Here is a 10,697-nt window from a genome sequence, read left to right as displayed (position 1 = left end):
TTTTCAGCAGCCGAGCGGCCCCGCCGCCCCGCCGCCCACGCTGCAGACCGTCGACGAGGCCGCTCGGCTGCTGAAAACCGACGCACGAACGCTGCGCACCGACCCGGCGCAGAACATCCGAGGCGGCGCTGCCCTGCTCGCGAAGTACAACACCGACGGCAACTGGTACGACGCGGTCGCCCGCTACAGCGGCTCCGGCGACGAGGCCGCCGCGCAGACCTTCGCCGACGAAGTCTTCGACACGATCAAGACCGGCACCACCAGGACGACCGACGACGGCCAGCGGGTCACGCTGACCGCGACCCCGGACCTGGTCGTGCCGCAGCACGCCGGCACGACGCTGTCGAACGTCGAGTGCCCGCGCAGGGTCACCTGCGAGTCCGTCCCGGCGCCGTACCAGGAGCTGCCGAAGGACGACTACGGCAACCACGACCTCGCCGACCGGCCGAAGAGCCAGCAGATCGACCACATCGTCATCCATGACACCGAGGGCTACTGGGCCAACGTCCTCGACCTCGTCCAGGACCCGACCTACGTCAGCTGGCACTACAGCATCCGCTCGGCCGACGGCCTGATCGCGCAGCACGTGCCGACCAAGGACGTCGCCTGGCACGCCGGGAACTGGTACGTCAACGCGAAGTCGATCGGCATCGAGCACGAGGGCTTCGCCGCGAAGGGCACCTGGTACACCGAGGCGATGTACCGCACGAGCGCGAAGCTCGTCGGCTACCTTGCGCGCAAGTACGGCATCCCGCTCGACCGCGCGCACATCATCGGCCACGACAACGTGCCGGGCACGACGCCGGCGACGATCGCGGGCATGCACTGGGACCCGGGCCCCTACTGGGACTGGTCGCACTACTTCGACCTGATGGGCGCGCCGCTCGGCGGGTTCGGCCTGCCCGGCTCGTCGCTGGTCACCATCGACCCGGACTTCGCGAAGAACCAGCCTGCGTTCACCGGCTGCGACAAGTCCGGCAGCGGCACGCCCTGCCCGCTGCGCGGCTCGGAAGCCGTCGTGCTGCACTCGGAGCCGAGCGAGTCCTCGCCGCTGCTGGTCGACATCGGCCTGCACCCGAAGGGGACGGCGTCGACCATGGACGTCGCCGACGTCGGCAGCCGGGTCGCGACCGGGCAGCGGTACGCCGTCGCCGAGGTCCGCGGTGACTGGACGGCGATCTGGTACCTCGGGCAGAAGGGCTGGTTCCACAACCCGCGCAACGCCCGGGTCGCGAAGCCCGCGATCGGCTGGGTCGTGACGCCGAAGCCCGGCCTCGCGACGGTGCCGGTGTACGGCCGCGCCTACCCCGAGCCGGAGGCCTACCCGGCGGGCGTGACCGTGCAGGCCATCACGCCGCTGCCGTACCCGCTCTCCGCCGGCCAGAAGTACTCCTCGGGCGGGACGGTCGGCTCCGAGTACTACTGGGCGACCACCTTCGACCCGGCGAACCACGTGGTGGTGAAGGGCAAGCTCAAGTACGTCCAGATCCAGTTCGGGCACCGGATCGCCTTCGTCAAGGCCGACGACGTCCGGATCGTCCCGGCGTTCTGAGCCACCGGGTGGAGGTCGCGCTCACGCGTCGAGCGCGACCTTCACCCCGGCCGCCTGCTCGGTGTTGCGGCGCGTCTTCGCCCAGCCGTTGCGCCCGCGGACGAGCCGGAACAGCGCGCGCCACGACGTCACGTAGAACGTGTAGATGTACGCGGCGTACGCGAAGCCCATCCCCAGCCCGCGCAGGACGTTCTTGCTGCGCAAGCACTTCAGCTGGTAGATCGGGCCCCAGACGAGGAACGGCAGCAGCCCGAACGAGCCGTAGATGGCGAACAGGATCCAGGCGCCGCCGGTGAACCACGTCCACATCTGCGCCGGGTCGCCCGCCGTGCCGATCACCAGCAGCACGAACGGGATCGGGTACAGCAGCGAGCCCAGCAGCTGCAGCCACGGCTGGGCCAGGTAGTACATCATCTCCGCCGCGCCGAGCGTGCTGACGTGCGGGGAATCCCAGATCCGCCGGAGGTACCGGGCGCACTGCATCGTGCCCTGGCCCCACCGCGTGCGCTGCACGAGGAACCGGCGCAGGCTGTACAGACCTTCTTGCGACACATGGGAATCCGGGGTGAACCCGGTGCGCCAGCCCGCCGTGAGCAGGTGGACGCCGAGTTCGAAGTCCTCCAGCAGCGAGCCGCGCCACGGCTCTTCGGCTTCGCCCGCGATCGAGTCCAGCGCGGTGAGACGGGTGAACTGGCCGTTGCCGCCCATGGAGATCGTGCCGGTGAACCCGCGGGACGTCTGGATCGCCGCGATCGCCGTGCGGAACTCGAGGTCCTGCAGCTGCGCGAGCTTGAGGCCGAACCAGCGGCCGACCGGGTTGCGCGACGGCGGCGGCGTTCCGGCGTTGCCCATCCGGACGTCGAGCTGGACCGCGCCGACCTCCGGATCGCCGAAGAGGTGCGGTGCCGCGCAGACCTCCAGGCAGTTCGGCGCCGGGCGGCCGTCGGCGTCGACGACCACCACGACGACGTCGTCGCGGCTCGCGTCCGGGCCCATCCAGTCGTTCAGGGCGCGGTAGGCCGCGTTGAGCGCGTCGCCCTTGCCGGTGCGGGCTTCGGGCCGCACGCGCGGCACCAGGTGCAGGTACGGGTCGTAGCCGCCGTGGCGCCGCCACAGCATCCGGACCACGCGGGCGGTGCGGTCCTCCGAGTCGTCGTCGACGACCCAGACGTGCGCCCGGCGGAACGTGGTCCGCAGATAGCGGATGGTCTCGCGGATGACGGTCTGCTCGTCGCGGCACGGAACGAAGAAGTGCCAGGTGAAGTCCGCCGGGTCGCCGACCGGGCCGGGCTTGCGGCGCAGGTACGGCACCACGATCACCACGACGTAGACGAGGAACGCCACGCTCATGGTCAGCGCGAACGCCTGCGTGATGGCCAGCAGGACCTTGCCGCTCATGCCTTCTTCTTCCGGGTGGCCAGCCAGACGAACAGGACGATCGAGACGGCCCCGCCGAACACGCTCACCATCGAACCGAGCAGCGTGTGGCCCCAGTAGTAGCCCTCGTCGGTGCCGAACCGGTGCACGAGCCCGACGATCGTCAGAATGCGGAGCTGGTTCACCAGCACGACGACGAGTGCCGAAATGCCGAGCGAAAAGAAGAGCCGCCGCGCATTCGACGGCCGGAAGTACATCATGACCATCGTCACAACGAGCAGCGGGAGCAAAAGGAACGCCGAAGAACATTCCGGCGTCATTCTCAACCCGAACGGAGTAGCGCTCGTCAACCCAAAGTAAACGGACTCCCGATCGGGGGCGACATAGACACCCGATGTAGTGAACAGATCGAGGATCGCGCCGGCGAGCCGCACTTCCAGTTCGCGGTAGAACCGCTCGGCCAGCACCACCACGACCCCCGCGGCGGCCAGCGCACTCAGCGCCGCGACCAGCGGAAACCGTGTCATTCCTGAGTTTGGAGCGCTCGCTACCGCCACAACGTTCCTCTCGGTGTCGATTTCCCGCCCAAGCTGCGGACCCCGGGCGAGCGTAGGACATGCGTGCCGCGCATTTCCACTCGGAGGGGTGGAAATGCCGCCCCAATCGGCTGGACCTTCGCCGAACTTGTTACGCCGATCGAGTGATGTCGAAAACGACCAGCGGAAACGGCACCGAGCCTTACCCGATCCGGTGATTCGGGAAATTTCCTGTGCTATTCGGCCCGGTCTTCGCGATAGTCGATCCGCGTGCCGAGTCGAGGCAAGCGAGTTCGATCCGCGCCGCCGTCACGCAAACCCCGGATAAATCCAGCGAATTCGGAGGAACACTTGATGAAGAGCTCCCTCGTGCGCCGTGGCGGCCTGCTCGCCGCGGTCGTGGCGAGCGTCGTGCTCGCCGGCGCGGCCCCCGCTTCGGCGGCCCCCGGCGACGGGTCCGCGTACGGCGTCAAGGTCGACGTCAAGCTGCTCGGCCAGAACGCGGTGAAGGCGGGCCCGTTCGCGGCCGCGAACACCGCGGGCCCGACCAGCAGCAGCCTGGCGAAGGTCGACCTCACCGGCATCCTCACCGCCGGTGCGATCAACACCGAAGCCGAGCGTGACGAGAATTCCGGTGCGGTGACGGCGAAGGCGAGCACCGCCGACGTCGCGCTGCCGCTGCTGAAGGCGGCCCTCGGCAACGTCGGCATCAAGCTGGTCGAGGCCGTCTGCACCGCGACGCAGAAGGGCGTCGAAGGCAGCACGAAACTGGTCGGCGCGAACCTCGGCAGCGTCGGCGCGGTCGACGCGGCCCCGGCCGCGAACACGCAGATCAAGGTCGGTCTCGGCGCGCTCAACGTCGCGACGATCACCCTGAACGAGCAGGTCAAGAACAAAGACGGCAGCCTCACGGTGAACGCCGTCCACGTGAAGCTGCTCGGCGAGGGGCTCAAGGCGCTCGGCTCGGGTGACGTGATCGTGTCGTCGGCGACCTGCGGCCCGGCCGCGCCGCCGATGCCGCTGGCGTCCGGCGCCGGGCTCTGGATCGGGCTCGGCCTGCTCGGCGCCGTCGCGGTACCGGTCGGCACCCGCATCTTCCGCCGCCGCGCGCAGGCCTGAGCGAGGTCCGGATGTACAAGATGCCGGGCGCCGGAGTCGGCGTGGCCGGAGGCGGGGTCGGCACCCTCGCCGCCACCGGCGCCGACATCGGATGGTGGCTGGCCGTCGGCGTGCTCCTGGTCCTGCTCGGGACCATCGCGCTGATCGCCGTCCGCCGCCGCAACCGCCGTCTCTCCCAGGCGCGGGATTGAGAAAGCGGCCGCCGGCGTGTGCCCCTCGCACGCCGGCGGCCCCCATAGCCGGAAATGACACAGCCCGGACACTCCCCGGCCCGCTCGGGCGCCGGGGGTGGAAAGTTGCTGGACACTGGTCGATGTGGAGAAGGGGCGACACGGGGTGGACGTGATGTTGCTGGCCGGGACGCGGCCGGAAGCCGTCAAGCTCGCGCCGCCGGCCCTGGCGCTGGCGGCGCACCCGGTGCTGCGCCCGGTGGTGGTCCACAGCGGCCAGCACCCGGGCATGGTCGAGCAGGCCCTGGAGCCGTTCGGGCTGGGCGTGGACGTGTGGCTCGACGTGCCGCCCCGGGTGACGGGCGGCCAGGCCGAGCTGATGGCGGGCCTGCTGCCCGCACTCGACGACGTGCTGCGCCGCCACGCCCCGGCCGCACTGGTCGTCCAGGGCGACACGACGACGACGCTGGCCGGCGCGCTGGCGGCGTTCTGGCTGGGCATCCCGGTGGTCCACCTGGAAGCCGGGCTGCGCACGCACGACCTCGCGGCCCCGTTCCCGGAGGAGGGCGCGCGGCAGATGGTGTCCCGCATCGCGGCCCTGCACCTGGCCCCGACCCTCGGCACGGCGGCGGCGTTGCGCTCGGAAGGCGTTGCGCGGCAACAGATCGCGGTCACCGGCAACACGGTGGTCGACGCGGTCCTGGAGATCGCGGCCCGCGACCTGCCGGCCCGCGACACGGCACTGGCGTTGCTGGAGATGGAGCTCGCGGAGGCCGGCGAGCGGCTGGTGCTGGTGACGTCCCACCGCCGCGAGTCCTGGGGCGAGCCCCTGGAGCGCACGCTGGCGGCGGTGCAGCTGATCGTGGCCGAGCACCCGGACGTCCAGGTCCTGTTCCCGGCGCACCCGAACCCCCAGGTCCGCGCCCAGGTGGAGGCGGCACTGGCGGGCCTGCCCCGGGTGACGGTGACGGACCCGCTGGAGTACCCGGACCTGGTCCGGGCGCTGCGGCTGGCCTCCCTGGTGCTGACGGATTCGGGCGGCATCCAGGAGGAGGCCCCGACGTTCGGCACCCCGGTGGTGGTGCTGCGGGACGTGACCGAGCGCGCGGAGGCGGTGGAGGCGGGCTGCGCCTGGCTGGCGGGAACGGACACCGAGCGAATAGCGGACACGGCGGCCAGGCTGCTGAGCGGAGAACTGCGCCCGGCCCAGGTCGGAAACCCCTACGGAGAAGGAAATGCGGCGGCCTTGACGGTCGCGGCGATCGAGGAACTGCTGGGCGTGCGTTCGGTGGCCCCGGCCGCGGCTTCCTGATCAGGGTCTAGGCATGGAGATCGCCGACCGGCTGGAGAAGGACCGCAATGTCTGGCTGTGCACGCTGCGCCCGGACGGCTCGCCCCACCTCACCCCGGTATGGTTCGTCCACGTCGGCGACACCTTCTGGATCGGCAGCGGCGAGCGGAACACCAAGGTCCGCAACATCCTGAACGACCCCCGGGTGAGCCTCGCCCTCGAGAACGGCGACCACCCGATCGTCGCCGAAGGGCGGGCGCAAGTACACCGCGGGGCCCTCCGGGAAGACATCCTCACCGCGCTAGCCGCCAAGTACGAGGGCTGGGACGCCGGGAAAGAAGTCCGGCCGTTCGGCCCCCGGGTCCTCCTGGAAGTCCCGGTCACCCGATGGCTGCTGAGGGGAAGCGCCCAGTAGCTGGAACGACACCCACACCCCCGCAACCCCGATCCGAAGCCAGAACACGGCCGGCGGCACCGGGTCAAGGCACGCTTTCCCGCCTTGACGCGGTGCCGCCGGCCGTAGTCACAATCAGGCTTCGGGGTGGCGGGAAATGGACGCCGCTACAACGACACCACATTCACCGGCAAAGCCGGGTTGGCACTGAACTCCAAGGGCGCAGTCGGCCGCTTCGCCGCAACAACATGCGCACCCAGAGCCGCGATCATCGCCCCGTTGTCCGTGCACAGCCGCGGCCGAGGAACCCGCAGCTCGATCCCCGCCGCCGCACAACGCTCCGCCGCCAGCTCCTTCAACCGCGAATTCGCCGCCACCCCACCGGAAATCACCATCGTGTCGATCCCCTGCTCCTTCGCCGCACGGATCGCTTTGGCGGTCAGCACATCCGCGACAGCCTCCTGGAACGACGCCGCGACGTCGTCCACCGGGATCTCCTCGCCACGCCGCGCCGCACCCTCGACCCAACGCGCCACCGCAGTCTTCAAACCGGAGAAGGAAAAGTCGAACGCAGCATCGCGCGGCCCCGTCATCCCCCGCGGGAACGCGATCGCCGAGGGGTTGCCCTTCTTCGCCGCGTTGTCGATCGGCGGGCCGCCCGGGTACGGAAGGCCCAGCACCCGAGCCACCTTGTCGTACGCCTCCCCGGCCGCGTCGTCCACTGTGGACCCGAGCTCGGTGATCGACGACGCGATGTCGTCGACGCGCAGCAGCTGCGTGTGCCCGCCCGAAACCAGCAGCGCCAGGCACGGCGTCGGCAACGGCCCGTGCTGCAGCGTGTCCACCGCGATGTGCCCGGCCAGGTGGTTGACGCCGTACAGCGGCACGTCCAGCGCCGTCGCGTAGGCCTTCGCCGCCGAGACGCCGACCAGCAGCGCCCCCGCCAGGCCGGGCCCGGCGGTCACCGCGATCGCGTCCACATCGGACATCGCAAGGCCGGCTGTCGCGAACGCCCGCGAGGTGGTGGGCACCATCGCTTCGAGGTGCGCGCGGCTGGCGACCTCGGGCACCACGCCGCCGAAGCGGGCGTGCTGCTCCACACTCGAAGCCACCTCGTCCGCCAGCAGCTCCACCGTGCCGTCGTCGTGCAGGCGGACCAAGCCGACGCCGGTCTCGTCGCACGAGCTCTCGATACCCATGATGATGCGTGCCATCAGCCCGCCACCCCGTCTCGCGTCCGCGCCGGGCGGACCATCGTGTACGCGTCGGCGCCGGAAGGCTGGTAGTAGCGCTTCCGGATGCCGAGCCGTTCGAAGCCGTGGCGCTCGTACAGGGCGAGCGCGGTTGTGTTGTCCGTGCGGACCTCGAGGAAGACCGGCGCCTCGAACTCGTCGGCCCGCACCAGCAAGGCCTGCAGCAGCGCCTTGCCGATGCCCTGGCCCTGGTGTTCGGGCGCGACGCCGATGGTGTGCACGGTCGCCTCGTACTCGCCGCGGCGGCGCCCGACGACGGCCAGCCCGGCGTAGCCGAGCAGCTCGTCGCCCTCGTCCGGGCGCGCGGCGAGGTAGAAATTGCCCGCGTCCAGCTCGGAATGGAAGGCGCGGGCGCTCCACGGGTCGTCGCCGGGGAACAGGATCTTCTCGATCTCCACGCACCGGGCGATGTCCATGCGGCGCAGGGGTTCGAGTCTCACGGAGCGGTCACCCGTTTCGGGGCGGCGGGCTCGACGGCGTCGGGACGCCGCAGGTACAGCGGCGTCAGCGGCGCCGGCGGTTCCATCGCCAGCAGCGCACTCCGAGCGACCTTCACCAGCCCGGCGGGCGACGGGAAGCGCGGCTCCACCGGCCGGACGCCGAGCGCGTCGGCGTACAGCAGGGCGCCGTCGCCGGCCGCCACCTCGACGTCGGTCTCGACGTCGGCGGGGCGCTGGACGTGCGGGCCGTCGGTGCGGCGCCCCTCCGCGTCGTAGGCGGCCCAGTAGACCTCGCGGCGCCGGGCGTCGGTCAGCACGAGGAAAGCGTTGTCCCCCGGCGGGACGTCGGCGGCCAGCGCGTCGAGGCTGCAGACCGGGTACACCGGGATGCCGAGGGCGTGGCCGAGCGCGGCGGCGGTGGCCATCCCGGCGCGCAGGCCGGTGAACGGCCCGGGGCCGACGCCGGCGACGATCGCGTCGAGGTCCTTGAGGGTCACGCCCGCGGCTTCGGCGGCGGCCAGCGCGTGCGGGGTGATCAGCTCTCCGTGGGCGCGGGGGTCGACCGTGACGCGGTCACCACGCGTCTCGACCAAGCCGCCGTCCAGCGCGACGACGCCCGCGGTCACCGCCGGGGTCGAGGTATCGATCGCCAGTACCAACACGGTGTCCCAGCCTACGACCAGCGCCTTCGGCCGCTTGCTGCAGGGGACGGATCGGCACGGTAACGTGCGGATGGAGTCCGACACTGGGAGGTCCCCGCGGTGCCCGACCCCTTGTTCCCCACGCTCGTCGCCGGTGCCGCCAAGGAAGCTCTGCGCTTCGGCGACCACGCCCTGACCTACGACGACCTCGCCGCCGTCGCCGGGGGTCTCGCCCGCGAGCTGCCGCCCGGCCGGGTCGCGGTGTGGGCGACGCCGACCGTGCACACGAGCGTCGCGGTCGTCGCCGCGCTGCTCGCCGGCGTGCCGGCGGTGCCGCTGAACCCGAAGATCGGCGAACGCGAGCTCGCCCACATCCTCGCCGACTGCGAACCGGCGCTCGTCCTGGCCGAACCCGGCGTGGAACTGCCGTCCGGCCTGTCCGGTCTCCCCCGCCGGGACATCCCGCTGACCGGCGGGAAAGCGCCGATCCCGGAGGAACCGGACGCCGAGTCCCCCGCGCTGATCGTCTACACCTCGGGCACCACCGGCCCGCCGAAGGGCGTCGTGCTCCCCCGCCGCGCGCTCGCGACCACGTTGGACGCGCTGGAGGACGCCTGGGGCTGGACGGCCGACGACGTCCTCGTGCACGCGCTTCCCCTGTTCCACGTGCACGGGCTGATCCTGGGCATCCTCGGCCCGCTGCGCCGCGGCGGCTCGGTGCGCCACCTCGGCCGGTTCTCGACCGAGGGCGTCGCGAAGGAACTCTCGAACGGCGCGACCATGATGTTCGGCGTCCCGACCATGTACCACCGGATCGCCGGCGAAGTCGGCTCCGACAGCGGCCTGGCGGACGCGCTCAAGCGGGCCCGGCTCCTGGTTTCCGGGTCGGCGGCGCTGCCGGTGCACGACCACCAGCGGATCACGGCGGCGACCGGCCAGCAGGTCGTCGAGCGCTACGGCATGACCGAGACGCTGATGAACACCAGCGTCCGCGCCGACGGCGAACGCAAGCCCGGCACGGTCGGCGTCCCGCTGCGGGGCGTCGAGCTGCGGCTGGTCGGTGACGCCGGCGAGGTGGTCGACGACGTCGAGAGCGTCGGCGAGATCCAGGTCCGCGGCCCGAACCTGTTCACCGAGTACCTCAACCGGCCGGACGCGACCGCGGCCGCGTTCGACGGCGGCTGGTTCCGCACCGGCGACATGGCCACGCGCGACACCGACGGGTACGTCAAGATCGTCGGGCGCAAGGCGACCGACCTGATCAAGAGCGGCGGCTACAAGATCGGCGCGGGCGAGATCGAGAACGCGCTGCTCGAACACCCCAGCGTCGCCGAAGCGGCGGTCACCGGCGAGCCGGACGACGACCTGGGCGAGCGGATCGTCGCGTGGATCGTCCCCTCCGGAGAGCCACCGGCCGCCGAAGAACTCGCCGACCACGTCGCGAAACTGCTCGCGCCGCACAAGCGCCCCCGGGTGGTCCACTACCTGGATGCGTTGCCGCGCAACGACATGGGCAAGGTCATGAAGCGGGCGCTCGGTGCCTAGGCTGCCGGCGCGCGAAATCGTCGGCGCCATCGCCAACGGTTTCACCGAGTTCGCCACCCCCCTGCGCGAAGAGCCCGCCGACGGCCCGATCGGCTGGCCGGGCTACCGCTCCGCCCGTGCCGCGGCGGAAGAACGCACCGGCGAGAAGGAGTCGGTCGTCTGCGGGACGGCGAAGATCGGCGACGTCGAAGCCGTGCTGATCGCCTTCGAGTTCGGGTTCCTCGGCGGCTCGCTCGGGCAGCGCACCGGCGACCGGATCGAAGCGGCGTTCGCGCACGCCCGCGACGTGCGGCTGCCGGTGGTGTCGCTGATCGCCACCGGCGGCAGCCGCATGCAGCAGGGCATGCGCGCGTTGATGCAGCTGCAGCGGGTGGCCCGG

12 protein-coding genes are annotated in these 10,697 nt (G+C 71.4%); 7 read left to right on the top strand and 5 right to left on the bottom strand.

The features are described from left to right. Positions 1 to 1,552, top strand: a 1,552-nt coding sequence (locus tag CCN39_RS25240; protein WP_086845954.1) for an N-acetylmuramoyl-L-alanine amidase, incomplete at its 5' end; no start/stop codon positions are given. A 21-nt stretch (positions 1,553 to 1,573) separates the two neighbouring features. Here CCN39_RS25240 and CCN39_RS25235 read toward each other — a convergent pair. Together CCN39_RS25235 and xrtP are read right to left on the bottom strand one after the other, a co-directional pair. Next, entirely contained in the window at positions 1,574 to 2,950 is a 1,377-nt protein-coding gene (locus CCN39_RS25235) for an XrtP-associated glycosyltransferase (RefSeq protein ID WP_086845953.1), read from the bottom strand. Continuing rightward, on the bottom strand, positions 2,947 to 3,456 hold the full coding sequence (gene xrtP, locus CCN39_RS25230) for an exosortase P (RefSeq protein WP_086845951.1): 510 nt from the start codon (positions 3,454 to 3,456) through the stop codon (positions 2,947 to 2,949). The genes CCN39_RS25235 and xrtP overlap by 4 nt, the downstream gene beginning before the upstream one ends. A gap of 363 nt (positions 3,457 to 3,819) precedes the next feature. Between xrtP and CCN39_RS25225 the strand changes: the two genes are divergently transcribed. The 4 genes from CCN39_RS25225 to CCN39_RS25210 all read left to right on the top strand — a co-directional run bounded on the left by CCN39_RS25225 (position 3,820) and on the right by CCN39_RS25210 (position 6,460). Continuing rightward, a complete protein-coding gene (locus tag CCN39_RS25225) occupies positions 3,820 to 4,584 on the top strand; it encodes a choice-of-anchor protein CoaP (RefSeq protein WP_086845949.1) in 765 nt (254 codons plus the stop codon). Between the two features lie 11 nt (positions 4,585 to 4,595). Continuing rightward, positions 4,596 to 4,775, top strand: a complete 180-nt coding sequence (locus CCN39_RS25220; protein WP_086845947.1) for an LAXTG motif-containing small protein — start codon at positions 4,596 to 4,598, stop codon at positions 4,773 to 4,775. Between the two features lie 145 nt (positions 4,776 to 4,920). Next, positions 4,921 to 6,066 carry a non-hydrolyzing UDP-N-acetylglucosamine 2-epimerase gene (wecB, locus tag CCN39_RS25215; protein WP_086845945.1) on the top strand — a complete coding sequence of 382 codons (1,146 nt, stop codon included), beginning with the start codon at positions 4,921 to 4,923 and terminating at the stop codon, positions 6,064 to 6,066. A 13-nt stretch (positions 6,067 to 6,079) separates the two neighbouring features. Beyond that, positions 6,080 to 6,460, top strand: coding sequence for a pyridoxamine 5'-phosphate oxidase family protein (locus CCN39_RS25210; protein ID WP_086845943.1), 381 nt, complete (start codon positions 6,080 to 6,082; stop codon positions 6,458 to 6,460). Positions 6,461 to 6,606: 146 nt separating this feature from the next. On the opposite strand, the gene tsaD is transcribed toward CCN39_RS25210, so the two are convergent. The 3 genes from tsaD to tsaB are packed head-to-tail and all read right to left on the bottom strand — an operon-like array spanning position 6,607 to position 8,794. Beyond that, complete coding sequence (gene tsaD / locus CCN39_RS25205; RefSeq protein WP_086845941.1) at positions 6,607 to 7,653, bottom strand: tRNA (adenosine(37)-N6)-threonylcarbamoyltransferase complex transferase subunit TsaD; 1,047 nt, start codon at positions 7,651 to 7,653, stop codon at positions 6,607 to 6,609. Beyond that, entirely contained in the window at positions 7,653 to 8,132 is a 480-nt protein-coding gene (gene rimI / locus CCN39_RS25200; protein WP_086845939.1) for a ribosomal protein S18-alanine N-acetyltransferase, read from the bottom strand. The genes tsaD and rimI overlap by 1 nt, the downstream gene beginning before the upstream one ends. Beyond that, the gene (gene tsaB, locus CCN39_RS25195; RefSeq protein WP_086845957.1) at positions 8,129 to 8,794 is read right to left on the bottom strand and encodes a tRNA (adenosine(37)-N6)-threonylcarbamoyltransferase complex dimerization subunit type 1 TsaB; all 666 of its coding nucleotides are present in this window, start codon (positions 8,792 to 8,794) and stop codon (positions 8,129 to 8,131) included. The genes rimI and tsaB overlap by 4 nt, the downstream gene beginning before the upstream one ends. Before the next feature lie 99 nt (positions 8,795 to 8,893). Between tsaB and CCN39_RS25190 the strand changes: the two genes are divergently transcribed. Both CCN39_RS25190 and CCN39_RS25185 read left to right on the top strand, forming a co-directional pair. Then, the gene (locus CCN39_RS25190; protein WP_086845937.1) at positions 8,894 to 10,318 is read left to right on the top strand and encodes an acyl-CoA synthetase; all 1,425 of its coding nucleotides are present in this window, start codon (positions 8,894 to 8,896) and stop codon (positions 10,316 to 10,318) included. Further along, positions 10,311 to 10,697: carboxyl transferase domain-containing protein (locus CCN39_RS25185; protein WP_279629586.1), on the top strand; the 387-nt coding region annotated here is incomplete at its 3' end. The genes CCN39_RS25190 and CCN39_RS25185, both read left to right, overlap by 8 nt.

Source organism: Amycolatopsis kentuckyensis (assembly GCF_002155975.1).
GTDB lineage: Bacteria > Actinomycetota > Actinomycetes > Mycobacteriales > Pseudonocardiaceae > Amycolatopsis > Amycolatopsis kentuckyensis.
The sequence above is the reverse complement of the archived record's forward strand: the minus strand, read 5'-3'. Positions and strand labels throughout refer to the sequence as shown.

Excerpts from the sequence above, each read along its gene's own strand:
- xrtP (WP_086845951.1), bottom strand. The coding sequence starts at position 3,456 with ATGACACGGTTTCCGCTGGTCGCGGCGCTGAGTGCGCTGGCCGCCGCG.
- CCN39_RS25220 (WP_086845947.1), top strand. The coding sequence starts at position 4,596 with ATGTACAAGATGCCGGGCGCCGGAGTCGGCGTGGCCGGAGGCGGGGTC.
- CCN39_RS25225 (WP_086845949.1), top strand. The coding sequence starts at position 3,820 with ATGAAGAGCTCCCTCGTGCGCCGTGGCGGCCTGCTCGCCGCGGTCGTG.
- tsaD (WP_086845941.1), bottom strand. The coding sequence starts at position 7,653 with ATGGCACGCATCATCATGGGTATCGAGAGCTCGTGCGACGAGACCGGC.
- CCN39_RS25235 (WP_086845953.1), bottom strand. The coding sequence starts at position 2,950 with ATGAGCGGCAAGGTCCTGCTGGCCATCACGCAGGCGTTCGCGCTGACC.
- CCN39_RS25210 (WP_086845943.1), top strand. The coding sequence starts at position 6,080 with ATGGAGATCGCCGACCGGCTGGAGAAGGACCGCAATGTCTGGCTGTGC.